Source organism: Streptococcus moroccensis (assembly GCF_030812835.1).
Taxonomy (GTDB): domain Bacteria; phylum Bacillota; class Bacilli; order Lactobacillales; family Streptococcaceae; genus Streptococcus; species Streptococcus moroccensis.
Genome location: NZ_JAUSTM010000006.1, coordinates 51,832 through 78,635, shown reverse-complemented (window position 1 = coordinate 78,635; position 26,804 = coordinate 51,832). Strand labels below are relative to the sequence as shown.

Sequence of the window (26,804 nt, the reverse complement as noted above, 5' to 3'; positions counted from 1 at the left end):
CTCTACCCCTTAAATTGCTCCAAGAGGGCTTGAAGGTCTTGGCTGGCTTCTGGTGTAGTGCCTTTGAGCTGGCCAAGCATGCCAATCAGGCTGGCCGTTTTCTCCTCAATCACTTGATTGGTCGTGTTGATATTGGCTACGATCTCAGCCAGCGGTGCTACTTCTTCCTCTTCAAAGGTATCGACGTAGCGCGGGATATTGAGATTAAAGTCATTCTCCTGAATCTCCTCAAAGCTAGCCAGATGGGCAAACTTATCGCTATCCTGACGAGACGTGTAGGCCTCAAGGATTTTCTCGATGTGCTTGTCTTCCATGAGGTTTTGATTTTTACCCTTGGTAAATTCCTTCGAAGCATCAATGAAGAAGACATCACGGTTGGTCCGGTCTTTTTTGAGAATAATGACTGTGGTCGGAATGCTGGTGTTAAAGAAGATATTGGCAGGCAGACCGATGACGGTGTCAATGGCCCCTTCTTCTAACAGGTGCTGACGTATCTTGCCTTCTGCGTTGCCACGGAAAAGCACCCCGTGTGGCAGGACAATGGCCATAACCCCGCCATCTTGCTTGAGGTGGTAATAGCCGTGCAGGAGAAAGGCAAAGTCAGCCTTAGACTTGGGAGCGAGGGCACCAAATGCCGAGAAGCGAGCGTCTTGTAAGAAACCACTATCTGCAGACCACTTGGCAGAATACGGTGGGTTCATGAGCACCCCGTCAAAGTTGGTCGGCTCCTGGGTTGGCCAGTCTTCGTCCAAGGTATCGGCATTGTGCAGATACTGGTTTTCAATCGGAACCCCGTGCAGAATCATGTTCATGCGAGCCAGATTATAGGTCGAGGTGTTGAGCTCCTGACCAAAGTAGGAAATGGTATTGGGCTCTTTGCTATAACGCTTGGCGTTTAAGAGGAGGGAGCCAGACCCCATGGTCGGATCGTAAAGGGTAAAGCCTTTCTTGTCCTCACAACCAAGGAGAGCAATCTGGGTCATGAGCTTGGCCACGGGTTGTGGCGTGTAGAACTCTCCAGCTTTCTTGCCCGAGTCGGTCGCAAACTGACCGATCAGATACTCATAGGCATCTCCCAACATGTCACCAGCGTGCCCAGCGACATCAAGCGCCGCCAACTCTTTCATGACCCCAGAGATGGTTTGGTTTTGCTTTTGAGGAGTCCTCCCAAGCTTTTTAGAGTAGAGATCAATGTCCTCAAAGAGGTTTTCAAAGAGTCCATCGTCTTGCTCAATATTGCGAAAGCCCTGTGCCAAATCCTCTAACTGGAAGGTCCCTTCATTGACCCGATTGACCAAGGCTGTAAAGGTCAAGTCAGGTGCAATGGCATAGCTCATCTCATCCTTGATCACAGCGACCAGGTCTGCATGGGTCTCCTCGTCCTCGTAGTAGCCCCGGTAAAGGTCCAAGGCCTGCTGCAAGTCCTCGGTCGGCTCCTCCATGGTCTCCGCCACGAAATAGAGCATCTTGTCAGACAAGTACTTGTAAAAGACCATTCCCAGGAGATAGGACTTGTAGTCATTGGCGTCCATCTTCGAGCGGAGCACATCCGCTGAGTTCCACAGCGCCTGATAAAGCGCTTGGGAAGTTTGTGTTTGTTCCATATGTGTACTTTCTATATCTGTAAATTTGGTTTAGCAAAAGCTAAGTCTTAAATATATATACCGCTACTCACAAAATGAGCGGATTTTGAGCTAATCTGTACCGCCGGTCACGTGTTGTTTTTGCGCTGACCAACTAACCCTGTTTTACTTTGGATAGATTGTATGAAATAATCACATACAAAATTATCTACAGTTTGCTCTGTATTCATTTTTATTTTAAAGGCATCATTCACTGCAATCAAAAAACGATTCAAATAATCTATATCTGTTCTGTCATCGACAACATTTGTATTGAAATAAGGCGCGATATAGTGAAATAATTTCTCACCTTCTAAATAGGCTTTTTGATCAAATCGTGGAGTAAAATCAGAAAAAATATGTCTAATATCTAATGAAGGAAACTCTTCAGCAGAGGTAGAAGGATCTTGATAGCATTCCCAAAAAGTATTTATTGCCTTAGTAATTCTTTCCTCAACAATTTTTCTGATGAAATGATTTTCTGGAAAATGTGACTGAGTATACATCAACATCCTCTTTAATCCAAATCCATCCCAGTGATGTACCCCATCCTCAATGATATAACCAACATTTCTTGTACCTTTTGCTAATAATTCACCAATTTTATCAAAATCAATAGATTTTGCTTTAGAATCTATTAATCTATCTTTGATTTCTGGTAATTTTTTAAACGCTAATTTTACGTCTGTACTATTGATTAAATCTAATACTTCTTCTATGTGGGATAAGACAATATTTCTAATAGATTCGGCTTTCAGGTATATCGTCAAATCTACTTGATTTCCTTTTTTAGCATTGTAATCTACCTCTGTCCAAAATTTTCTAGCCTTTTGTTTATCTTTCCTATCGTTCCAAATTTCTATACGGTAATCCATATCATCATATTCTTTTGGAAATTGAAAAGTCTGATACCCTTTCTTTATAATTCTCCCAAGCTGACTATCTTTGAAATTCTGCGATGATAGTGATATCAAATTACTGACTTGTTCACCAGAGTGAACAATCCAAGTCCTTAAATCAGATAATAACGATAAATCTTGGTTTAGTTCTATGCGTTCTTCAATTTTCCAAAGTTCCAAAAGATATTCTAAGGCATTCAATAGGCGATAGATATTATTGGCAAATTGGTCAGCTTTGGCGTCTGGAATACCTAAATCATTCCCTTCTCCAAGAAAATCTGAGTCTAACCGATCAAAGTAATCAATACAGCCACGAATAATCCACAATACAGAAGCCTCTGTGTTATAGAAAGTTTTCTCATTTTGAAATCTTTCTCTACTGCTTTCCAATATTTCGTGAAGTATTTTAGCATCACTCGTAAATTGTTTTGTGTTATTAAGTGTTATTGGTTTCATAGTTAAAAAAACATATCCTGCAAGAGTTTTTTCTTCAAGGTTTCAAGTTCTGTAATTTTGGCTTGCTGAGAAGCGATTAAATCGTCAAGGTTAGCGAAGAAAGCACCAATGGCGCGTTGTTCATCTATATTTGGGACATAAACTTTTAGTTTAGATAAATCTTTTGAATTAATAGCAGGATAACTTGTTCCGGTACAGTTTAAGAGAACCGTATTCACAAACTCATCTCTTTGCATAGAGTTGAATAAAAATCTATTGTCAATTTTTGGCCTTAGTTGAGCATATCCAGTAGAAAATACCCAATCTGTCTCATTTGTAGAAAACAAGTAGTTATTCTTTTGATATGGGCGTACAGTTTGAAAGAATATATCACCCTTTTGTGCTAGTCTTTGCGCTCTCGAAGGAGCTACTTCAATCTTCTCAATTCTATATGAGATTAAATTTGTACCTACAACTGATTCCAAATCAACATATTTAAACACTTTAGGAAGTTGGGCTTTAGGATTGAAGATTGCGATTTCAGAAAGTTTCTTCTCCTCCCACATCTCATCAGACCCATCTAAGCGGACTTCAGGCGTGGCCTGTCCTGCCTTTGGAAACATCTTAGACAACATGGTCGCCTTAAAGGCTTGATAGTTGGCCAGATTATCCTTATAGGCAGATAAGAGCTCGTCAAGTGTTTGGAAGAGAGATCCGATGGCGGATTGTTCGGGGAGGGCGGGAGATGATATTTTAAAGGCCTCGGTAAAGTTTTTAATGACATGAGGGATATTTGGAGTGCGATATTGCTCATATATTTTTTGTTGATGCTTTAGAAGATGGTAGAAAATGAAACTAGAATTATTTTCATCTTTTATTTTATAACCCTTTAAAGTTGAACCTAAGGCACCTTCAAAACCAGTGAATACTTTTCCAGCATTTGAACCATCCCACATAATTAACACATCATTAGCTTCCGTATCATGCTCGGCATTAGACATAAACGGAATATCACCGTTTAAAGCATTTGCATCAAGATACATCACAGTTCCGGCATTGAGTTGATCTAGCTTTGCTTTACCCTTAAATTGTTTTTTAATAGTTTCACCTAATTGTAAATTTATCTCCCATTCATCTTCAAATTCCTTAAATCGAAGTTGAGGTATATTTTTATTTGTCATAGTTTTCTACTTTCATAAATTGACTCTCCTTCATTATACCAATTATTTCTGTTAATTTATGGATAAAAAGTACATAATCAATCAATGAAATAGTAACAACTTGTTAATAATACTCACATGGTAATGCACCTTTCTAAAATCAATAAGATAAATTTTAAAATGTCATAAAATCAGCTAGAGGAGTTGAAGTGTGCCCTACTATTGTATTGAAAAAGTAATAAAAAAATGTATAATACTAGTATAAGATATAAAATGAGGTGACATCCATGCTAGATTATATTCCCCCTCTTGACGGTGAGCCAATCATGTCGCCACAAGAAATGATAGAATACTGGATACAATTAGCTGAGGAATCTTCTGAAGAGTGAATTCTCTTTCTCCTTTATCACGACTAGCGGAAGCTGGTCTTTTTTTGTTTTTAAACAATGATTTAAGCGTAAAATAAAAGTTCATACGATTTTATGGTAAAGGGTTATTTCCTCAGTACTTCATCATTCTCACAAATTGGGTAAATAAAAAAAGTGACACCCGAGGGCACCACTCTTTTCAAGCGCTCTAGTCGCTTTGTTATTAATATTATTCTAACAGTTTTATGAAACAAACTCAACACAAAAGTTATTAAGAGAATTATTTGCTAGATTCAGGATACACTTTGTATCTTCTGAATTGAACATGGCTTAAAACCCTGAAATCAAGATATCCTAACTGAACTCGCCTACGATGCTGTGCAAAAAGATAACCATTTCCTAGACGCCAATCGTCTTCGTCATGGTTCCTATTTTGCTTGGCATCGCTTAACGGCTCTGTATCTTGGTTTTACCTCCTAACTCTCAAGGGTTCGATCACATCCTCGATGAGTTGGGTGTAGGCTTTTTTGAGTTCGATTTTGTATTTGAGGGGGTTAAGGGCTTCGGCGACTTCGGTTTTGTAGTCTTGGTAGCGTTGGCTTTGGCTGAGTTCGCTTTCGCCGAGTTGCTTGCTTTCGCCTTTGCGGTAGTTTTTGACCATGTACATGAGTTCGTCATAGCCGATATACCATTTTTTGGCCAGTTGTTTGACTTCTTTTTGGATGACGGCTTCGATCATCTGATCGAGGATATTGGCCATGGATTGGCCGCGGTAGCTTTCGGGGTCCATCTGGATTTGGAGCCAGAGGTCGGCGATGACTTGGGCGAGGCCTGGGTTGGTCTTGGCCAGATCAGCGATATAGGCGTCCACGGCTACGATGTCTTTTGCGGTCAATTCTTTTTGGGCATCATCGTCCTGCGGGATAAAAGCTTGGATGAGGGAGATGATGTACTCGTAGTTGATCTCATCCATATGGACGGACTCGAGCTCATAGTAGATATCCAACGGGTCCTCATCTGTGTTATCTCCATCATCTCGTCTGCGTTTGATTTCTTCTAGGACATTTTGGTAGGTGCCCATATAGGTCTCAAGCAGCTCTTCTGTCAGGCCTGTTTCCGCAAAGACTTGCTCCTGGTTGTACTCAGAGTAGACCTTGATAGAGGCGAAATAGCGGTCAAATTCTTGGTAGGATTTGGCAAATTTTTTCAGTAATTCGTCACTGGCACTGTCAATATCCAGTCCCATGTCACCATCCATGGCTACTTGGCTTTGGAGGTTGGCCAGTTTCTCATCGAAATTGGCCTTTTCTTCTGCCCATTCTGGGGCTAGAACACTGTTTTCCCCGCCATTAGAGTATAGACGCAGGGCCTTGTCCACAGCTTCTTTGAAGGCATTTGGCGCTTGGAAGGTCACAATTTGACCAAATTTTTTAGCCTGATCAAAGATACGGTTGGTCCGGCTAAAGGCCTGGATCAAATCATGGGGTCGCATAGGCTTGCGGTCGATGAAGAGGGTCGAGAGGCAAGGGGCATCAAACCCTGTCAGCAGGCGGTTGACCACGATGACCAGGTCTAGCTGTTCCTCCCGGAAGAGGTACTTGTCTTTTTTACGGGCTAGGCGGTTGTTGACATCGGTGTTAAAGCCACGCAGGTCAGCTAACGTGTAGTGCGTGCCAAATTCCTGGTTATAGTCGATCAAAGCCTCTTTCATCTTGTCCTGATTAAGCGTAGAGTCTTCCTCGTTTTCCGTCACGGAGTAGGTAATGGTGAATTTTGGAAAGTCCGGTAAGGTTTGCTTGGTCCGCTCAGAAATCTTGATACGGGTCTCGCCTCGTTTGACCCGCTTTAAGAGGTCATAGTATTTTTGAGCCATGGCGATAGACTTGACGGTCAGGATGGCATTGTAGGTTTTTCCAACCCCATTTTGAAAACCCAGTTTGCCACGAGACTGGTTGAGGATGACATCTAGCACTTCCAGCATATGCTCCTCGTTTTCATAGGCGCTGTCAGGAATGTCCTCTTCAGGGACCTCTTTTGATAGGAAGAGGGTATTTTTATAGTCAACTTTAAAACCACGGACCGCCTTGTCATGAATGGCTTCCTTGACCGTATACTCATGCAGGCGTTTGCCGTATTGCTCTTCAGTCGTTTGGGCCAGATTACCCAACTTTTTGTACTTATTCTCCGCAAAAATCGGTGTTCCTGTAAAGCCATACCAAAGGGAGTGGACAAAGAAGCTGGAGAGCTTCTGTTGCGCCAAAGGTTTTACAGCACGGTGACATTCGTCAACGACAAAGGCGACCTTGAGCTGCTTGAGTTTCGCCGCTTCTTTGGCGTAGAGCCCATCTTCAATTTTGCGCATCATGGTAGCCAGTTTATGAATAGTCGTCACCACCACGCGCTTGTCATCAGCCACTAGACGTTTGACCAAGTGATGGGTGTTGTCCGTCTCATCAATGTCGATGACATCATTGGCCGCATAGGAGGTAAAGCTGGAGGTCGTCTGTTGGTCAAGGTCAATCCGGTCCACGACAAAGATGGTCTTGGTAATCGACGGGATTTGCAGGAGGTTGCGCGCCACCTTATAGGAGGTCAGAGTCTTACCAGAACCTGTCGTGTGCCAGACATAACCAGACTGCTGGGCCTTGCTGGCTTCTTGGACAGCTTCGATGGCATGGACCTGATAAGGCCGTAATAAAATCAAGGCCTTCTTGTCATCATCAATGACCGAGTACTGCATGACCATCTGGTGGGCCCGAGGAATGGAGAGGACCTCCTTGGCAAAGGCATAGAGGCCTGGCACCGGCTGATTGCTGGTATTGACCCACTTGGTGAGGAAGGTCTCATTGAGCTTGTTTTCCTTGGCGGCAGCGATATAGCGGGTATCTGTCAAGTTAGAGACCACAAACATTTGCAGGCTCGAATAAATCCCACGGAACTTGCCTTCCCTATCGTATTTTTGAATCTGGCGAAAGGCATCCATGAAAGGATTATTGGCACTTTTTAGCTCAATCTGAATCATGGGCAGGCCATTGATCAAGAGCGTCACATCCAGCCGTCTGTCCTGGTCTGTCGGATTAGCCTTGGGACGCTTGACCTGATGAACCACTTCATAGCTGGATTTACCACCAGCGACATTGTCCCGCCAAATGACGGACAGGCGGATGTTGCCTAGGGTCGCGTCCTCTCGTTGGACTTGGACTTTGGCAATGCCATTTTCCCCAGCCAGCCATTTGGCCGCTTCGTAGTAATTGACAAAGTTGAGCTGGTTTTTGACCTGAGCCTTTTCTTGCTCGGTTAAAAGTGTGCCATTTAAGATGGCCACGTTATTTTGCTCTAGCTTGGCAAAGAAATTGTCCCAAAGGCTTTCTTCGGTCTTCAAATCCTTGCGGTAGGTCCACTGGCTGGTCCCTGTTGTCAGCTGGTCAATGAGCTGTTGCTCGATGGCTAATTCACCGGTATACTGCATATGCGATGCTTCCTTATTTCATATCTTTAGAAAATCTATCTTTTCAACTGTTTTTAAACAGCAGAGAAGCTGATTTTCTGGTTTTTTCTAATTTTTCGTTACCTTTTATTATACCATATTTAGACACTTTTTTTAGGCAGAGTTCCGTAGTAAACCCGCAAAACACGCCCACATATGTGAGCGTGTTTAATGGTTAATCTAGGATTTAGCCACCTCGTTTCCCCTGTATACAACTCCGCAATTTCCTTACATCGTTTCATCAGGGTGTGACCATTATTTGTGAAAACGGATGTTGAGTTCTTCTTTGGGGGTAGCCATGAAATTAATCAGTTCTTGGTACATTTTTTCGGCACCCTCTGAATAGCGACGTGGGAAAAGGGCTAGGTATTGCTCAGCTTCCTTGTCCAACCCTAGCAGATGGGCGTGCTTGACCAGCTCTGCATAATAGAAAGCCTGGTATTGTCCAGTCACTGGTAGGTGTGTGACAGCCTTTAATTGACGGTAGTAACTCTCAGAATCTAGGGTGTCCATTGATTGTCCAATAGCCTGCAGTTCAGCGACAAAGTCCTTGTCCTTCTGTTTAGCTATGAATTGTTCGCCATACTTTAGGGCCATGGCATAGAGAAAGCCAAAAGCCAGAGTACCGATGATGGTTATGAGTTTACTATCAGTCGTAAAGATGAACAAGATGGCCACAACAAACATCAAAACCAACCCTAAGCCCGTCAAGAGCTTTAGGGATAACCCATTATTTCGGTCCTTCATGTCTGCTTTGTCATTGTATTCTGTCGAAAACCGCTGTTGGTATTGGGCGATATTGGCTTTGCCGATAGGACAATGCTTGCCCCCACCGAGAGGGTGAAAAAGAATTTTAAGCGATTCGCCATTTTGCAGCCTGAGTTTAAGGACATAATTGACAAGGCCTTTCTTAAATTTGAGGCCCTGGATTTCGCTTTTTTCAATAAATTTGATATTGGTTATCTTGGATACATCTAGCGGAGCCAAGAAAATCAAGGCAAACCACTCTTTGTTTTCCAAGAAAATCAGTGATTCCACGAGACTTCCTTCCTGCACATTGCCAATCATATAGGTTTGCCAATCAAACTGATAGGCTGGGTAAGCTTCGTTTACCTGTGTGACAAGGTCTTGGATCGTTTCTTCTGTTAATTTAAAAGCCATGAGAATATCCTCCTACCACCATTATACCACAATAAATGGGTAGCAGTAGCATTGGTTTGCGCCTCTGATTCAAATAATTTCAAGGTCCTTGCCCCTATCTCATCGACTTCAAAAAAGAGATCATCTTATCAGCAAGACTAGCTAAAACCTCGCCCACATAGGTGAACGAGGTATTGATAGATATTGGGGTTAGTCTGCAAATTCTTCGGCCACTAATTCTGCAAGAAGCTGATAGGAATTGGCTTGTTTTTCCTGGTCAAAGATGTAAGAGTTAGCCATGAGTTCATCAAAGTGCACTTGTTTTTGCATGGCTTGCAACTGAGTGGCGACTGAAGCCTTGTCCCCGACAAAAGAGCCTGCTGTCATTTGGCTGACAGCTTGTTTGACCCGATTCAGTGAAATCTGAGCATTGAACGACACCGGTCCAAAGTGTGGCACTTCTCCTGACGGCAAAATGTCTTCCCAAACAGCGTCATCTGACTCTTTCGGTGGCTGTAATTTTTGCCCTCTATTGGTCACAATGCCTGCAAAACTCATGGTCTGCGTGGTTGCTAAGCGCTGGGCTTCCTCGTCCGTATCGGCCATAATCACATTGGCACAGAGGATGACATAGGGCTCAGCCAAGGTCGCTGAGGGTTTGAATTCTCGACGGTAAATGGCTACCGCTTGGATCAGCATCCGTGGGGCAAAATGGGCCGCAAAGACATAGGGCAAGCCAAGTTTGGCAGCCAGGTGAGCACTGTCCGTGCTAGACCCCAAGATATAAAGAGGCACATCTAGTCCTGCTGCTGGGTAGGCATGGACAGGCAAGGTATCCGCAAAATAGCCTTGCAGTTCTAGAATGTCCTCCTCAAAATGCGGGTTGAGGTTGTCGGTCCGTCTGATGGCACGCGCCGTCTGTTGGTCTGTGCCCGGTGCCCGACCCAGCCCTAAGTCGACACGATTAGGATAGAGGGTTTCTAGCGTCCCATACTGCTCGGCCACGATATAGGGCGTGTGGTTGGGGAGCATGACTCCACCAGACCCTACTCGTATGCTCGCCGTATTGGCTAGCGTCTGCTGAATGAGGAGTTGGGTGGCACTGCTGGCGATGGTTTTAGAATTATGGTGCTCAGCGATCCAATACCGCTCATAGCCCATGTCTTCGACCTTTTGGGCTAAATCAACCAAATCATCCATGGCTTCCTTGAAATCTTGCCCTTCCCGTAATGGGGCTAAGTTTAAGACTGACAGTTTCATCTTGTTTCCTCGCTTTCTTTTGGAACATTTTACCTAGCCTATGTACACTTACGCTATGCTTTTTCAAAATCGTCTTCTAACTTCTATTACCTTTACTATATCACTTTTCAAGATTCTTTTCTCACCTTTGCTACGGTTTGGAAAGATTGTCCATACAAAAAACCGTCAGCCCCATAGGCTAACGGTTTTCATTGTCACTAAAGTTACTGTTCCAGGTTACCTGTCCAAGCGATGGTGCCCCCTTCGACATTGGTCACGTCATAGTTTTGACCAGCTAAAAATTGGCAAGCTCTGGCGGAGCGTCCCCCTGAATGGCAAATTATGTGATAAGGCGTGTTCTTGTCTAACTCAGTATAGCGTTCTGCCAGTTCACTCAGCGGGAGATTTTTAGCGCCAGGCACATGACCAGCTTGGTATTCATCTACTTCACGAACATCAATCAAAGATAGAGATTGGCTGTCAATGGCAGCGACTAAGTCTGCTAGGTGTTGGCTTTTAATCATAAATCAGGTCCTCCGGTTTGACCATTTGGTAGAGGGCGTAGGCCCCGTCTAAGTTGGCGACCTCAAATCCTGCTTGCTTGAGGATGCGCTCTGCTACATAGGAGCGTAGGCCACTATGGCAGCTGACGATATAGGATTGGCTCTTATCGAGCTCTCCGAGACGATTGCGCAAGTCATCCAAGGGAATGGCGATGGCATTCGGGAAGCGCCCTGCGGTGAGTTCACCAGGATTGCGGACATCAAGGAGCACCTTGCCTTTAGCGAGTTCATCAGAGAGGTCGTACCACTGAACGTTGTGACTCAAGCCTTGAGCAAGGTTCATAGCAGCATAGCCGATCATATTGACAGGGTCTTTGGCAGAACCAAATGGCGGTGCATAGGTGAATTCCAACTCTGGCAAATCCTCAATCGTCAGACCAGCCTTGATGGCCGTTGCCAAGATGTCAATCCGCTTATCAACCCCTTTTTGGCCGACGGCTTGGGCCCCATAGATTGCTCCTGTTTCAGGGTTAAAAATCAGCTTGAGGGTAATGGTCGTTGCACCTGGATAGTAGCCAGCGTGATCATTACCACTGGTATGAACTACTGCAACCTTATCAAAGGTCTGACGAGCCACCCGTTCACTGAGACCTGTGGAGGCTGCCACCATGTCAAAGACACGGACAATCGCCGTCCCAATACTGCCCTTATTTTGGGCAGGAAGCCCAGCAATCACATCCGCTACTTGACGGCCCTGGCGATTGGCAGGACTGGCTAGGGCGATGAGGGCGTCCTCCCCAGTGATTTGCTGTTTGACCACAACCGCATCGCCAACAGCATAGATATCCTCTTGGCTAGTCTGATACTGCTCATCAACTAAGATCCCACCGCGGAGGCCAAGCTCAAGACCTGCTGACTGAGCTAGTCCGTTTTCCGGTTGCACCCCGACCGACAAGATGGTCACATCTGAAGACAGGCGGCGACCGTCCTCTAAGACAAGTGTTTTGCCCTTGTCTTCAAAGGCTTGCGCTGACTGGCCTGTGATGACCGTAATGCCTTGTTTGACTAACTCAGCTTCCACAAAGGCTGCCATTTCTTGGTCCAGAGGCGGTAGAACATGGGGAGCTTTTTCAATAAGGGTGACCTCAAGGCCTTTTTTAGCTAAGTTTTCAGCCATTTCAAGGCCAATAAAACCTGCACCAATCACTGTTGCCACACCTGCTGTTTTTCCTTCTAACTGAGCCATGATCTGGTCCAAGTCAGGAATACTGCGCAGGGTAAAGACATTCTCAGCCTGATCAAGCCCCGTCATCGGTGGGACAAAGGGCTTAGCACCCGGTGACAGGATCAACTTGTCATAGCTTTCGGTATAGGTTTCTGTCTTGGTTTGGACCTCGATCGATTTGTTTTCAGGGTCAATCGAGAGGACCTCTGACTCTGGACGAACATCCAGATTAAACCGCGCCTTGAGGCGCTCTGGTGTCTGTACCAGCAAGCTAGACCGCTCTGCTATTTCCCCAGAAACATGGTAGGGCAAGCCACAGTTGGCAAAGGAAACATAGGGTCCCTTGTCAAAGACAATGATTTCAGCGTCTTCCATGAGGCGACGCAAACGCGTTGCAGCAGACATACCACCTGCAACACCACCAACAATCAGAATCTTCATCTTACTTTCCTCCTGTTACTTTTCCAGTATAGGCAGACATGCCACCCTTGATATTAACCACTTGATAGCCCTTCTTTTGAAGGACACGCGCACCGCGCTTGCTTCTCACCCCTGACTGACACAGGAGATAATGGACCTGGTCTTTGGCGCCTTGAAACTGTGATAGTTGATCCAAAGGGACATTGCGAACCCCCTTGATATGCCCCCTCTGGTATTCCTCTTTCGTCCGAACATCTAAAACGACTGACTTAGGTTCTTGTAAAACCCTATCTAAGTCCTTGATATCAATACTTTTCAGCCTATTTTGACAAAGACGTTGAAACAAACAGATCATCATTACTTTCCTTTCTCTGTTTACATTGTGGATAATTTTTCAGATACCCCTATGGGTATATTAAGAGGATACCAAATAGTCACCTCTTCGTCAAGAAAAGACTTTTCGGATTGACAAAAATACCCCTAGGACGTATAATGATTCTAAAGTGAGGTTCCTATGCAAACAGATCAAAAAAATATTCTCAACCGTCTCAAGCGGGCTGAAGGCCAGCTGAGAGGCATCCAAAAAATGATTGAAGACGAGCAAGAATGTATCGACATCGTGACCCAGCTGACAGCTGTCCGCTCCAGTATCAACCGCACCCTTGGCCTAGTCATCAGCACCAAGATGCACCAAATCTTTGAAGACCCTGACCAAAAACCAGAGGACTTTGAAGCCAACCTGGAACAGGTCATCGACATGATTATTAAGAAATAAGACAAGCCAAACCCCTCGCCCACAAATGTGCGCGAGGGGTTTGTTTTCGTTTAATCGCCATTCTAACGGTCAATCTATTGGAAAATTGAAAAATCCTAGTCGTGACTCATTTATGAATCTTCACTTCTATTTCTTCTTTGGGAGTCGCTAAAAATTGCAACAGCTCCTGATACACTTTCGCCGTCATTCCGGAATGATCACGTGGGAAACTTGCCAAGTATTCTTGGGCTTCTTCATCTTGCCCAACCAAATGAGCATGTTTGACCAACTCTCCATAATAATAAGACTGAAAATAAGGGGTAACCGGTTTATGGCTTATCTGTTTCAATCCTTGGAGATAAGCGACGGAATCGTCGTCCTTTAAACCTTTGTGCAATGCCATGTACTCTTCATAAAAGCGCCAGTCTCTTAGTTTTGCAAAGAAAACCTCTCCAAAAATTCCAAAAAATAGGAAGACCGACATTGTAAGAACTGTTCCTAAAATAGCCAACCATTTCTTCTCTACGATAAGTATCAGAAACAATCCCCCAAAAATTATAGCATAGAAGGTAAACAGCATTATGATATTGAAAACTGGTCTTTCGTTCCACTCAGGCATATCTGTTTTTTGAGTGTATTCCGACTTAAATCGTTTCTCATAATGAACTAGATTGGTCTTCCCAAGATGGCAGTGTTTTCCACCACTTTTTAGAGGAAAATACATTTTTAGAAACTCTGCATTAGCCTGTCTCATTTTTAAAATGTAATTGTTCTTTTCCTTATTAAACTCTAAACCTTCTATCTCATCTTTCGCAATAAAGTTTACGGATTTAATTTTGGAGACATTAAAGGGTGCCAAATAAAGTAAGGCAAACCAGTCTGGATTTTCTAAAAAAATCAGTGGAACTCTCCTACGACCATCTCGAACATTGCCAACAAGATACCGTTGCCATTCAAATTGATGGGCTGGTCTCATCACGTTGATTTCATGAACAAGATTCTGAATCAACTCTTCTGTTAAAAAAATAGCCATCTTGCTTACCTCCCAGTCACATTATAACACAAGATATTGAAGACGTTATCGAGTGTAAGGAGGTCACCCTTTCTTTTATTAAAAAACCAGAAGACTTTGAAGCCAACCTAGAACAAGTCATCCACATGATTATCAAGAAATAGGCCAGAAAAACTACCAGAGCTATACTTAGCCCTCTGTCACACCTGTCGCTTGATAGCGTAAACCCTCGCCCACATCTGTGAGCGAGGGTTGTTTCAACCTATTTACAAATCCCTATAATCAATCAGCTCAACGCGCTGCTCCTTCAACCACTCTTTGGTGGCAGAAGCGATAAGCATAGCAACTTCCTTAGGCCGAGGCAGGGTCAGGCTGGAATGATCCAGCAGGTCCTGATCGAGGTACCCTGGGTGGAAGACGAAGAGTTCGACCACATCCTCAGTCATCTGACTAACCACACGCTGAACCATCTCAAGAGGGTCATAATCTGGCCTCATGCACTCCATGTTCATCCGAACCTGGGACTGGCCGATGGTCAAGGGCTGACTGAAATCCAGCGGTAGGCCTGAGTAGGTCAGGTCATATTTCTCAGCGATAGCTTCTAAGGCTTTGAAAAAGTTGGCCGAAGCGACCGCGTGACCTTCAAAATAATCTGGTTTTCGTCCGAACAACTCAACAAACCTCTGGTACTGGGCCTCGACCTCTAGGAGAACTTCCTCATAGACCACGAAGTCTTCGGACGCAGCACGATAAGTTGACGATGACTTGAACAGCCCATCCGCTGTGACCAAGCTAGGAATGAGTTCAGGATCGGTCAAGGGACGTCCACTGCAGATATTAGCATGGACACTAAAGGCGATGTCATAGCCCTTGACCAAGTCCACCCCATGTTGGGTGGCTGGCATATTGACCATAACCCCTTGACTCCTGATTAGGCCATCTCGGATGGCCTTTTCAATCCCATAGTTGACCCCCTCAGAGTAGCCCAGATCATCTGCTCGAAACACTATTTTTTTAGGCATAATATTCCCTTCTATCTTTTATTTTGTAATATAGCCATAGGTATCGCCCACCTTGACAAAGTGGACAGGGACTTGGTGCCCAAGCACAGCAGGAAGGTAGTCAGCCATATAGGCCATGCCAGGTTCTTCCAGGTTGAAATGGCCTGCGCTGATAGCAACCTTGTTCTGCCCCAGGAGACTAGCATCCTTGATGTATTCAGCTATGGTAAAGTCCACCATCTCCATGGGCAAAATGGCGTCAAAGTCTTCCTGATCGATTTGAATGATGTCCGCATTGGCATCGCCAAAAACATGAAAAGGAATCTTGACACGTCTCACTCGAGTCTCAGGATCTCCAATCACGCGCACCCCGTCAAGGCCAAGCTTGTGAATGAGGTGGCTCGCCAGCTCGCGACCAGAAACCTCAGGGATTTCAAAGAGGGTGGGCATGGGGTGATTGCTGATGTCATAGCCCTCCCAGCCCAGCTGTTTGGCCAAGCCATAAAAGATCCCGTCCTTGTACTCCCCCGTCTCAATCGGCATGCCCGAGTGCACATAGTCATGGCACCGCCAAACGGTCAAGCCATACTGGTCCAGCAGGGCTTTCTTGCCCTCATAAGCCTGAATCCCATTCTCCTGCAACCAGTCCTGATGGTCCCCGTGGTTCCAAAAGAGGGCCTCGTGGCAGATGATCAGATTCGCTCCAAGCGCGTGAGCCTCCTCAAGGACCTGGACGCTGGGCCAGATACAGGTCACAACACCTGTGCAGTCCCCATCTGTCTCCCCATAGAGAACCTGGTCCCGCGTTGTCTCTTCTGTGATAGCAGGATCCCCCTGATAAAAGGCCTTAATCGTCTCGATTACTTCTGTAATGGTCATGACAACCTCCTTGACGTTGATACCATTAGCATAGCATAAATTAGAGTAAATTGTAATACCTCAATTCAACCAAGCCCGCCTATTCCTTACCTTTTCATCAATCTCAACCAAAAACCAAGCCAGATTCTGACTTGGTTTTCTGTGTTATTCGTTTTGCGCTTCGATGGCTTGATGCACAGCATCTTTTTCGGTTTCAATTAAGGCGACGCGAGCTGCGATTTCCTTGATGCCCATGGAGATGTTGCGGCTGATAGCCATGTCACTGAGTTGTGGCTCAAAGAAGGCCTTGAACTCGGCCAAGCGCTCAGCTGTCTTGAAGCTGTTGGCTGGGTAGATGACAAACTTGTCAAAGCTCATGTCCCCACCGAGGGCTGATTTGACCCAATCCCAGTTCTCACGCGCCCAAGCCCAAACGCGTTCTTGGGTAAATGGACGACGCAGGAAGAAGGCATACCACATGGACAAGTCCTGTGGCTTGATGATGTCCTTGTCCTTGAAGCTTTCAAGGATGCGGTTGACGGTCTTCTCGCTGTTGGCGCGGGCCAAGGCAGAGGCCAAGTCACGGCGGAAGTTGTTGTCATTGGTTGCCACATAGGCGTCCAAGTATTGGTCCACCAAGGCGTCTGTCTCTGCATTTTTCATCTGGTTGACAAGGACCAGAGAGCGAAGACTGGCAGGAAGGCTAGCAAGATTATCCTTGTGAGCTTCATAAAGGGCTGACGCTTTGGCAACAGCATCTTCTTGGTCGGCATATAGCAATTCACCAAGGACGATTTGACGGATCATTTCATCTTCATCAGGCTCACCTGCAACTTTTTCAAAACCAAGACGGGCATAGTCAGCCGCAAAGATATTGATCAAGAAGTTTTTATAAGCCTTCTCAACGGCACTGCCTTCGTCCACAAAACGGTCTAAACTAGCACTGATGTAGCTAATTCCTGCAGCCACCATGTAGGATTTTTCAGACGTCAAGCCTGCAATCAAGCTAACCAAGTCAGCTGTGGAAATATGGCCCGCTTCTGCCAACAAACGGCGCTCTTGCAAGACTTGGTGAACGGTTGTTGGGTCCAATGCTGGCAATTCTGCCAAGAGAGCCTCGAGCAACTCCCCGCGGTAGTCCGTGATGTAGTGGGCGGTGTTTTCCGTGTTGAGGCGGAAGGCTCCTGTATTGGAATCCGCAAGTGCTTTGAAGTCTTCAACGGCCGTTTCCGCTGTTGACAGGGTATCTGGAAGACCAGACCAGTTGCTGTTGAGAGGCACTTCCCAAAGACGGCCTTTGGCCTCATGCTCACCGATAAAGAACTGCTCTTGGCTAAGGTTTAAGGCGTTGTCAGTGACTTTAGCTCGAACGACTGGGTAACCCGGTTGCTCCAACCACGAATCCATAAAGCTAGCCACGTCCTTGCCAGAGGTTTGGCTAAGGGCATCCCAGAGGTCACGGCCAACGGTATTGCCGTACTGGTGCTTTTCAAAGTAAATCTTGAGACCCGCAGCAAAGGCGTCATCCCCCAACCACCGGCGAAGCATATGCATGAGACGGCTACCTTTGGCGTAAACAATAGCTGGGTCAAAGAGGGTATTGATCTCATCCGGATGGTTGACTTCAACATGGACAGACTGCACGCCATCGGTCGCATCGCGTTTGAGCGCGTGCGGGCAACCTGTGGTCTGGAAGTCTTCCATGATGTTCCAAGTCGGCTCGATGGCATCAATGGCCACATACTCCATCATATTAGCGAAGCTTTCGTTGAGCCAGAGGTCATCCCACCACTGCATGGTGACAAGGTTTCCGAACCACTGGTGAGCCAATTCGTGGGCAATGACAAGGGCTACCTGCTGACGGCTGGAAACGCTAGAGTTTTCATCCACCAAGAGGTAAATTTCACGGTAGGTAATCAAGCCCCAGTTTTCCATAGCCCCTGAAGAAAAGTCAGGAAGAGCCAACTGGTAAGAGAGCGGAATCGGGTACTTGACCTTGAAGTAATCCTCGTAGAAATCAATCACACGTACGGCAATGTCAAGGGCAAAGTCAAGCGATGATGCTGGGTGTGCCTTAGTCGCAAAGATACCCACTTCGGTGCCACCCTTGGTTTTAGCAAGTTTAGACTGCAGGTCACCAAGACCGAAGGCCAAAAGGTAAGAAGACATGCGAGGGGTCGTGTCGAAGGTCCAGACACCTGTCTCCTTGCGCTCGTCGCTCTTGATTTCTGGCATGTTGGAAAGGGCAATTTCGTTTTCACTCTGGTCAAATTTGACAGAGAAATCAAAGGTTGCCTTGGCTTCTGGCTCATCCACACAGGGGAAGGCTTCGCGGGCAAAATGACTCTCAAACTGGGTCGCGATAACTTCTTTTTTGACCCCATCAACGGTGTAATAAGACGGGTAAATCCCAGTCATGTTGTCAGTGATTTTCCCTGCAAAGTCGAGGGTCAAGACCACATCACCTGTCACACCAAGAGCGACATGCACTGCTTCATGCTCGTCATCCATGGTGAAGTCAAGTGATTTATCGCCAGCCTTGACAGAAAGGATCTCCAGCTCGTGTTGGTGGAGAGACACCTGCTCTTTAACAGCTTCCCCTGTGATGGTCACTTGACCCTTGAAGGTCTTAGACGGACGGTCAATGTCCAAGAAAAGCTTGTAGTTTTCTGGAACAAAGGTTTCAATTAAACGTTGTACTTTTGACATAAGGTCTCCTTTTCATCAGTAATTGGGCAATAATTTTTTAATGCAAAAAAAGAGGGCATATCCTATCCTTTGCGTTAGAAAAAATCTACCACTACTGTCTTCTATTGTATCACAAAAAAAGCGCTTTTAGGTCAAAAAAATCAGGGCTTGCCTGCTGAAGAAAAGATGGTCTCTTAATACAGCTTTGCAAACACTGATGAGTGTTAGGATAATGGTTCCCGCTCAAGTGGCATAGACATACAGCGAGGACCCCCTCGACCTCTGACTAATTCACTGCCTCCTATCTTGATGAGGCGCAAGCCACGGGATTCTAATATGGCATTGGTGATGGTATTACGGTTATAGACGACAACAACACCAGGAGAGATGGTCAAGGTATTGGAGCCATCGTTCCATTGTTCCCGACCTGCAGCGACCCTGTTATCACCTCCACAGCGGATAAGGTCTACTTGCGGAAGGTTGAGATGTCGGGCTAAAAGTGTGGCCAAGTCGCAGTCTTCTTCAATGATGGAGAGTTCGCCAGCTTCTATAGCTAATGTATAGAGCCTGAGATCTTGTTCAATTTCAGGATGAATGGTGAACTTATCTCTATCAACCATGGTAAAGACCGTGTCTAGGTGCATGAATTTGCGATTATTGGCTATCTCAAATGCGATGACTGTCTTAAACCCAAGACCTTCTTGGTGACAATTTTGCAAGAGTTTTTCAATAGAGGCAGCATCTGTCCGCTGGGATATCCCAATAGCCAGAAGCTCCTCTGATAGAACTAAGATATCCCCACCTTCAATCCGTGTCCCTTCCTCTCGAGAATAGACCAAGGGAACCCCTTGCCCATAGATGGGATGGTGAGTGAAAATGTACTTCCCATATAAGGTTTCACGGTTTCGCGTATCGGCATACATCCGATTGAGAGAAACCCCTCTTCCAAGAGTCGCAAAAGGATCGCGCGTAAAGTAAAGGTTAGGCATAGGATCCACAGCGAAGGGATAGTGAGACTCGACAAAGTCCGTTAACCCCTTTTTCTCTAAGGGAATATCAGGCAATTCAACCTTTTGAATACCGGCCATGGTCTTATCGACCAACTGACGATTATCTGGTATCGCTAGTAAGAACTGCCTGATGGCATCCTGAATCGCTTGGCTCCTAATATGAGCCTCCGCTATGTATTCTTCGATAAACTGTTGTCTAATCTCAGGTGTGGTCAAAGATTCCGCTGCCAAGTCTTCTAGATAGAGAACTTCCACGCCTTCGTCTCTTAGGGCTTGCGCAAACTGGTCGTGTTCTCTTTGAGCTTCTTCTAAAAAAGGAATATCATCAAACAATAACCGCTCCAAATAATCCGGCATGAGATTGTCGATTTCTTTGCCCGGACGGTGAAGCATCACCTTTTTTAATCGGCCAATTTCTGAGCTAACGTGAATCGGAGTGGTATTTCGCATAGACAAGTCCTTTCTAGTTATCCTGGTTAAAGGCCGTGAAATGCTTGATAGACAGCCTGCCGTTCTAAGCCATAACGTTTGGCAACAGCCTTAATAGCTTGGTTTGGTTTTTGCCCGTCATCGATAAGCGCCTGAACAGCCTGAGGAATATCCAAATCGTCCTGACTGTCCATTAGAGGGTCAGCGTCATTTCCAGAAACTATTAACAGGCATTCCCCTTTTAGCGGGGTTTCCGCAAGGTAGAGGAGCAATTCAGAGATAGGCCCTCTCTGATACTCTTCATAAATCTTGGTCAATTCCCTAACGATAACCACCTGACGGTCCCCATAAACAGCCTGCATGTTGGCCAATGTGTCTGCAACACGATAGGGTGACTCGTAAAAAATCTGAGTTTCTGGATAAGGTTTCTTGCTTTCAAAAAACTGTCGTTGTTGACCTGCTTTGCGGGGCAAAAACCCATAAAAAACATGGGGCTGGGGCGCAAGACCAGAGGCGATCAGAGCTGTAATGCCTGCTGAAGCACCAGGTAAGGCCACCACCGGAATTTCTTCCGCAATGGCAGCCTTGACCAGATCATGCCCAGGATCTGAAATGGACGGAAGGCCAGCATCCGAAACCTGAGCAATAGCTTTCCCCTCTTTGAGCATGGCCAGAAGATCAGGTATCTTAGCCATGGCATTATGCTCATGAAAGGCTATTTGTTTAGTCTCAATCCCATAGTGCTTTAATAAAATACCTGTATTTCGCGTGTCCTCTGCTGCAATGATATCCACTGCTTTTAAGGTTTCAACACCGCGAAAGGTCATATCCGCCAGATTACCGATCGGTGTCGCAACGAGGTATAGGGTACCATAAGGCGTTTCGCCTTTAAAAGAGCGTTGTATTTGCATAGTTACACATCTTCCCGATAAATGACTTCCAAACACATCAAACAGGGCTCATCATTATCTCGTCTTTGTCCGAAAAAATCTTTGCAGATATGAAAGCCTTCGTCATAATTCTTTTCAATCACACTGGTATTGCGTTGTCGTTTTTTAGAGACTTCCACTGAACTCTCTTCTTGAAACAAACGTTCTCTTAGTTTATCATTTTCAAGTCGTAACGCCGTATTTTCTTGAGCCAATTCTTGTAAATGTATCTTGATGGATTCTACTTCTGCTAAGGTCTGCATGAGGTCCTGTGAAAAAGTGTCTAAAGCATTAAATAAATCGCGTTTGTCCATATACCCCCCTTACGTTCTAGCTTCTAAAACCATATACTCTAAAGCATTTTGCAAACTAACGTTTGCCTGCCACATGTCTTTTGCCCTTAAGAGTTGGCTAAGCCCATCTTGTGCCGCTGTTGACGGTAACGCTCGAGCCAACAAAAGGGTCAATAAATCCAAAACCAAGGCCTGACCTTCTTTATCATCGATAAGCTGGCATAACTTAGCCGTCAAGAGGTAATCTTGACCATCTTGAGCAAGATAGCTCTTGACCCACTGTTCAGCGACACTCATAAGCGTTGGAAATTGTTGCCCTTTGTTCAGATTTAAAGCCTGCTCCGTCGATGAAGATAGCGCCGCCAAGAGTTGTGCTTGGGTCTTCAAAACTCCGGCTTGTTCTAGTTCTTCCCTCATTAGTCCTTCATTTTTTGGAAAATGAACGATCTGGCAGCGGCTTTTTATGGTGGGAAGAATTCGCTCTTCTTGGTTACTGATTAGAAAAATATTGACCTTACTTTGTGGTTCTTCAATAAATTTCAATAAGCTGTTAGCAGCATTGACATGAAGCTTATCAGCCCCTTCAATGATTAACACATGGTGGTCCGTTTCAAAGCCTGACTGTGAGAAATCTTGCATGACCTCTCGAACCAAGTCTGTTTTAATGACCTGATTGGTCGGAGCTAGGCGTTTAACATCCGAAAACGTCCCCGCTTCAATCAACCGGCAATTACGACACTCTTGGCAAGGCAAACCTTCTTTAAGGTCTTGACAATAAAGGGCCTGTGCCAAAAAGAGAGCCATCTCTAAGCTCGCAAAGTTCCCTAAAAAGAGATAGGCATGCGCCAACCGACCTGTCTGTACTATCTGTTGAAATTCTGAAAATACCTTTGGTTGCTGTTTTTTTAGATCTTCTATTTTCATAAGGAGTCCTTAAAGAATCGGTCTTCAATAATGGTCCAAGCATCGGAAACGACCAGATCTAACGGCTGGCTAGCATCAACAAGGACAAAGCGTTCGGGATTCTTTTCTAAAATAGACAGATAACCTTGTCGCACACGCTCATGAAGGTCAATCCCCTCAAGATCCAAACGGTTGACCTCATGCCCACGTGTTTTGGCAATCCTATCTAACCCAAGCTTGACATCGATATCAAAATAAAGGGTGAGATCAGGAACCAAGCCATCTGTCGCAAACTGGTTTAGCCAATCCACATCTGAAGGATTCAGGCCACGACCAAAGCCTTGATAGGCTACAGAGGAGTCAATAAAGCGATCCACAAGCACGATTTGACCAGACGAAAGAGCTGGCAAGACTCGCTCTTTGAGGTGTTGACGACGCGCAGCGATGTATAAGAGCAGTTCTGTCTTGTCGTCCATGTTGGTGTGTTCGGTATCTAAGATGACCTCTCGAATTTTTTCAGCAATGGGGACACCGCCTGGTTCGCGAGTCATAGTAACATCACCATAAGCACGTAGTTTGGGGAGAAGCTCCGCTACGACACTCGTTTTTCCTGCCCCTTCTGGGCCTTCTACTGAGATTAATAATCCTCTAGTCATCATATTTCCTCTTGATAATCGTCTTTTTAGTGTTAGGCTCTGTGAAAACTAAGCAGTTCCTTATCGATTTTTGATGGACTTGCTTATTCTGATCCTGATGAATCTCGGCAAGTCATTCTGGTACTTCCTCACCGCAAGTCAAGACAGGCTTTAACACACTCTTCCTTTTATTGTACCATTTCACAGGCCGTTTGACCCTAAAAAGCTGTTCTCCTATCAGGAATTAAAAACTTCGTTTGACCAGAGAAGCCCTAAGCAACATACCGCCGGTATAGAGGGCAATAAAGACAACCAATAGTTTTAAATGGTTGACATCTAACTGCGTCAAGAACATAGCGGCCGTTAGCACACCTAAAATCCCTCCGACAATAATGCCTAAAACCCCAGGCCAGTGGACCCGGTCTGATTGAATAAAGGATTTGGCCCCTGCCACCATGATCAGCGCAGCGTTTAACATCATGACGGGTAAGGCGACAGCAGGATTAATCCCCATCAATGAAAAGAAAATCAGCTCTGGCGCATAATTGCCTAACCCCATGGTCATTAAGAGTCCGACACAAAAATCAAACACCATCCCGATGATCAGCCTGATTCCTGTTAAGCCTTGGACTGATTCAGACAACCCTTCTCCAGGATTGGTGGCCATGCGGTAAATCATGATGAGGGCCGCAATAATGAGCAAGGTCCCCAAGATTTTTTGGACCCGACGGGTATCCCAAGTTCTGGTCATCCTCGCCCCGACCAAAGCACCTGAAAAGGCAGACAGGGACATGCAAATGAGGGTCGTCATGTCAACCTTCACGATGGTAATAAAGCACAGCGCCTCTACGATAACTGGGATAACATGGGCTGTGGTCAAGGTCGCTGGAATTTTACGATCATCCTCAACCAGACGAGTCGCCTTAAAGAGGGCTGTGGTGGTCGCAAAGGTACCAATTCCTAGAGTATCCAGCAAATCAGTGACATAACCGATGAAAAATCCCGTCAAAAACCGTTCCTTTAGGTTAATCTTATGGGCTACCACATGGTTTCTAATGAGTACAACTACCCATACAATCAAGCCAATCAACAGCAATTGTATACTTCTTAATATCAGATCATTTGTCATTTTATCATTGTATGTCAAATCTCTTATTTTGTAAAGGTAAAATTGAGCAGTGACAGGTCTAAAAAAGAGGATTATTCCCCTATTTTTCACCGTTAAAAAGGATAGTATTCTTTCTCTTTTCAAGCATCAAGATGTGTTATAATAACAGCAAGGAGAACTACCATGATTATTAAACCCTTTAATTTTAAGGATGAAAGTAAACCTGTCAAGGACCTCTATAGAGCTGTTGGATGGTCCACTTATTTGCAAGACCCCAGCCTCTTAGCACCAGCATTTGACCAGTCGTTACTCGTCCTAGGGGCTTTTGTTGAAGATCAGCTGGTGGGCTTTATTCGTTGTGTCGGAGACGGCCAACATATCGTTTTGATCCAAGATTTACTGGTTGACCCTGACTATCAAAAACAGGGCATTGGTCGCCAGTTGTTGCAAACCGTTTGGGAGACGTATGCCCATGTTCGCATGCTCCAGCTCAACACGGATCTCTATGATACCACGGCGAATGCTTTCTACCAATCCATCGGTATGGTTCCCATCTCAGAAGGGCAAATGATTTCCTACTATAGGAAACCAACTCCCTAACTCAATGATTACAAAGGAGTTTTTATGTCTTCATATAGCGGCTTTCATAAAAAAACACGCCAAGAACGGATCGACTTGCTGAAAGAGGGGCTTTCAGAAGAATCCTACCGTACTCTAAACCAGGACGATAATCTTCCTGAGAGCACTGCAGGTCAAATGGCTGAAAACCATGTCGGTACCTTTGCTTTACCCATGAGTGTCGTTCCCGAATTTTTTGTTAATGGGCATTACTACCATATTCCCTTGGTCACAGAGGAGCCTTCTGTCGTTGCTGCCCTCAATTACGCCAATAAACTCATTGGAAAATCAGGCGGTTTTAAGACAGAAGTGCACGAACGCCTCATGATTGGTCAAGTGGCTCTCTATGAGCTGACGGATTTAGCTGAAGCCCTCTTTCAACTCCAGCAGCACCAAAATGATATCTTGACCATTGCCAATGAAGCTCACCCCTCTATCGTTGCACGAGGCGGTGGTGCTAGGTATCTCACAACCGAAGTTAAGGGTGAATTTCTCATCGTCTATCTGCATGCAGATGTCCAAGAAGCCATGGGGGCTAATATTCTCAATACCATGCTCGAGGCCATCAAAGGTTACCTCACCGAATTAACTGGCGGACAAGCCCTCATGGCCATCCTGTCAAACTACGCAACAGATGCCCTCGTTACGGCCAGTTGCCAAGTCAATCCTGCAACTCTACCCGGTGGCATCGAGACGGCTAATCGAATCGCTCTGGCGAGCCGCCTAGCACAGATTGACCCCTATCGAGCAGCTACACACAATAAGGGTATTTTCAATGGTATTGACGCTATTGTTCTAGCGACAGGAAATGATTGGCGAGCCATTGAAGCCGGTAGTCATGCCTATGCGTGTCAAGACGGCCAATACCGAGGGCTTGCCAAGTGGGAAATGACCGACGGTTACCTGATCGGTCAACTGACGCTTCCTATGCCGATTGCCACTGTTGGTGGCTCCATAGGCCTTAATCCAAAGGTTAAGGCAGCCTTTGACCTCCTCAATCATCCAGATGCTAAAACCTTAGCTGGTCTTGTCGTTGCAACGGGCCTTTGCCAAAACTTTGCGGCTCTCAGGGCTCTTGTAACAACAGGAATCCAAGCTGGTCACATGAAACTCCAGGCCAAGTCCTTAGCCATGCTTGCTGGAGCTGAAGGAGACGAAATTGAACAGGTTGCCCAACAACTGCGTCAAAGCCAGCATACCAACCTAGCCCAAGCTAAAACCATTCTAGAAAGCCTGCGACAAGGTTAACTGAAATTATGAAAGTGTGACAGAAGTCATGATTTTGAAGAAATTGACTTCCCTTCGCTTTTTTAGTTTTTAAGTTCAGGCTGAGAACAGTTGATTAGGATGACCTCTAACGATTGCATAGCAAGGGTTTAAGGCTTCTAATCAGCAGTGACTCATTGGTGATAATGCACCTAATGACCTGTGCAGGGGTAACACTAAATCTGGCATAGCCAGTGAGTGTTACTCTCAACCACTGAGTCTTGTTTAACGGATGATAAATTATAAGAAGGCTAGGACTTCTTATACGAAAACTCCTAAAAAAGTGCAAAAAATCCTCCCTTATGATATTCTAAGAGTGAATTTTTTGATTAAGGACTGTTAGCTCGCCTCTAACAATCCTTTTTTGTTGTCTCGAGCCTGCTCATAAGTTTGATGGGTGCTTAATAAATAGTAAGTTAATTTCAGTAAATAATGGGCTATGGCAATGGTGGCCTTTTGTGGTCCTCGTCATGATTTTAACTGATTAAAACGATGTGCAATAGGAGAATCTTTCTGTCGCCTTGCCGCATAGACAGACTGGCATAAAGAGCGTTTTAAGTAAGCATTCCCGTGCCTAATGTGTGTACTGCGTTTCTTTCCTGCGCTTTCATGATTTCCAGGAAAAAGTCCAGCCCAGGATGCTAAATGTCAAGCTTTTTTTTGTTGAACATTGATTTTATACCACATTATATAGTGTAATTATTGTGTTTTTACCGAGACACATCCTATATATTGTGATATAGTATATTTAAGATAAAATATATTAAATCCAACTTTATTTACCAAATTAAGTGATTTTCTG

The 26,804-nt window shown here is 45.2% G+C and carries 22 protein-coding genes and 1 pseudogene; 3 read left to right on the top strand and 20 right to left on the bottom strand.

Annotated elements, in window-relative coordinates; translation table 11 throughout:
- Positions 1-2: 2 nt before the first annotated feature.
- From J2S23_RS04235 to J2S23_RS04195, 9 genes are all read right to left on the bottom strand, one after another.
- Complete coding sequence (locus J2S23_RS04235) at positions 3-1,604, bottom strand: type I restriction-modification system subunit M (RefSeq protein ID WP_307121509.1); 1,602 nt, start codon at positions 1,602-1,604, stop codon at positions 3-5.
- A 107-nt stretch (positions 1,605-1,711) separates the two neighbouring features.
- On the bottom strand, positions 1,712-2,977 hold the full coding sequence (locus tag J2S23_RS04230) for a hypothetical protein (protein WP_307121508.1): 1,266 nt from the start codon (positions 2,975-2,977) through the stop codon (positions 1,712-1,714).
- A gap of 2 nt (positions 2,978-2,979) precedes the next feature.
- Positions 2,980-4,137 (bottom strand): restriction endonuclease subunit S, encoded by a 1,158-nt coding sequence (locus J2S23_RS04225; RefSeq protein ID WP_307121507.1) that lies wholly within the window; start codon positions 4,135-4,137, stop codon positions 2,980-2,982.
- 816 nt (positions 4,138-4,953) lie between these two features.
- On the bottom strand, positions 4,954-7,953 hold the full coding sequence (locus tag J2S23_RS04220) for a type I restriction endonuclease subunit R (RefSeq protein ID WP_307121506.1): 3,000 nt from the start codon (positions 7,951-7,953) through the stop codon (positions 4,954-4,956).
- Between the two features lie 273 nt (positions 7,954-8,226).
- Entirely contained in the window at positions 8,227-9,132 is a 906-nt protein-coding gene (locus J2S23_RS04215; RefSeq protein ID WP_307121505.1) for a hypothetical protein, read from the bottom strand.
- Between the two features lie 189 nt (positions 9,133-9,321).
- A complete protein-coding gene (locus J2S23_RS04210; protein ID WP_307121504.1) occupies positions 9,322-10,371 on the bottom strand; it encodes an LLM class flavin-dependent oxidoreductase in 1,050 nt (349 codons plus the stop codon).
- Positions 10,372-10,574: 203 nt separating this feature from the next.
- A complete protein-coding gene (locus J2S23_RS04205; RefSeq protein ID WP_307121503.1) occupies positions 10,575-10,874 on the bottom strand; it encodes a rhodanese-like domain-containing protein in 300 nt (99 codons plus the stop codon).
- On the bottom strand, positions 10,867-12,519 hold the full coding sequence (locus J2S23_RS04200) for an FAD-dependent oxidoreductase (RefSeq protein ID WP_307121502.1): 1,653 nt from the start codon (positions 12,517-12,519) through the stop codon (positions 10,867-10,869). The genes J2S23_RS04205 and J2S23_RS04200 overlap by 8 nt, the downstream gene beginning before the upstream one ends.
- A 1-nt stretch (position 12,520) precedes the next feature.
- Complete coding sequence (locus tag J2S23_RS04195; RefSeq protein ID WP_307121501.1) at positions 12,521-12,856, bottom strand: rhodanese-like domain-containing protein; 336 nt, start codon at positions 12,854-12,856, stop codon at positions 12,521-12,523.
- A 156-nt stretch (positions 12,857-13,012) separates the two neighbouring features.
- Between J2S23_RS04195 and J2S23_RS04190 the strand changes: the two genes are divergently transcribed.
- Complete coding sequence (locus tag J2S23_RS04190) at positions 13,013-13,273, top strand: metal-sensitive transcriptional regulator (protein WP_104967803.1); 261 nt, start codon at positions 13,013-13,015, stop codon at positions 13,271-13,273.
- Positions 13,274-13,379: 106 nt separating this feature from the next.
- On the opposite strand, the gene J2S23_RS04185 is transcribed toward J2S23_RS04190, so the two are convergent.
- The 10 genes from J2S23_RS04185 to J2S23_RS04140 form a co-directional block, all read right to left on the bottom strand.
- Positions 13,380-14,285, bottom strand: a complete 906-nt coding sequence (locus tag J2S23_RS04185) for a hypothetical protein (RefSeq protein ID WP_307121500.1) — start codon at positions 14,283-14,285, stop codon at positions 13,380-13,382.
- A 245-nt stretch (positions 14,286-14,530) separates the two neighbouring features.
- Positions 14,531-15,286, bottom strand: coding sequence for a ChbG/HpnK family deacetylase (locus J2S23_RS04180; protein WP_307121499.1), 756 nt, complete (start codon positions 15,284-15,286; stop codon positions 14,531-14,533).
- An 18-nt stretch (positions 15,287-15,304) separates the two neighbouring features.
- On the bottom strand, positions 15,305-16,144 hold the full coding sequence (locus J2S23_RS04175) for a Nif3-like dinuclear metal center hexameric protein (protein WP_307121498.1): 840 nt from the start codon (positions 16,142-16,144) through the stop codon (positions 15,305-15,307).
- A gap of 144 nt (positions 16,145-16,288) precedes the next feature.
- Positions 16,289-18,832: a M1 family metallopeptidase gene (locus tag J2S23_RS04170; protein ID WP_307121497.1), complete on the bottom strand. Its 2,544-nt coding sequence runs from the start codon at positions 18,830-18,832 to the stop codon at positions 16,289-16,291.
- Between the two features lie 203 nt (positions 18,833-19,035).
- A complete protein-coding gene (gene arcA / locus J2S23_RS04165) occupies positions 19,036-20,271 on the bottom strand; it encodes an arginine deiminase (protein WP_307121496.1) in 1,236 nt (411 codons plus the stop codon).
- 26 nt (positions 20,272-20,297) lie between these two features.
- A complete protein-coding gene (gene rsmI / locus J2S23_RS04160; RefSeq protein ID WP_307121495.1) occupies positions 20,298-21,161 on the bottom strand; it encodes a 16S rRNA (cytidine(1402)-2'-O)-methyltransferase in 864 nt (287 codons plus the stop codon).
- A gap of 2 nt (positions 21,162-21,163) precedes the next feature.
- Entirely contained in the window at positions 21,164-21,493 is a 330-nt protein-coding gene (yabA, locus tag J2S23_RS04155) for a DNA replication initiation control protein YabA (protein WP_307121494.1), read from the bottom strand.
- A gap of 9 nt (positions 21,494-21,502) precedes the next feature.
- The gene (locus tag J2S23_RS04150) at positions 21,503-22,396 is read right to left on the bottom strand and encodes a DNA polymerase III subunit delta' (protein WP_307121493.1); all 894 of its coding nucleotides are present in this window, start codon (positions 22,394-22,396) and stop codon (positions 21,503-21,505) included.
- On the bottom strand, positions 22,393-23,031 hold the full coding sequence (tmk, locus tag J2S23_RS04145) for a dTMP kinase (protein WP_307121492.1): 639 nt from the start codon (positions 23,029-23,031) through the stop codon (positions 22,393-22,395). Before tmk ends, J2S23_RS04150 begins: the two co-directional genes overlap by 4 nt.
- Positions 23,032-23,254: 223 nt before the next feature.
- A complete protein-coding gene (locus tag J2S23_RS04140) occupies positions 23,255-24,139 on the bottom strand; it encodes a sulfite exporter TauE/SafE family protein (RefSeq protein WP_307121491.1) in 885 nt (294 codons plus the stop codon).
- 162 nt (positions 24,140-24,301) lie between these two features.
- Between J2S23_RS04140 and J2S23_RS04135 the strand changes: the two genes are divergently transcribed.
- Positions 24,302-24,718 (top strand): GNAT family N-acetyltransferase, encoded by a 417-nt coding sequence (locus tag J2S23_RS04135; protein ID WP_307121490.1) that lies wholly within the window; start codon positions 24,302-24,304, stop codon positions 24,716-24,718.
- Between the two features lie 24 nt (positions 24,719-24,742).
- Entirely contained in the window at positions 24,743-25,984 is a 1,242-nt protein-coding gene (locus tag J2S23_RS04130) for a hydroxymethylglutaryl-CoA reductase, degradative (protein ID WP_307121489.1), read from the top strand.
- 357 nt (positions 25,985-26,341) lie between these two features.
- Here J2S23_RS04130 and J2S23_RS04125 read toward each other — a convergent pair.
- Positions 26,342-26,650 (bottom strand): annotated as a pseudogene (locus J2S23_RS04125) (transposase); the annotation flags it as partial.
- Between the last annotated feature and the right edge of the window lie 154 nt (positions 26,651-26,804).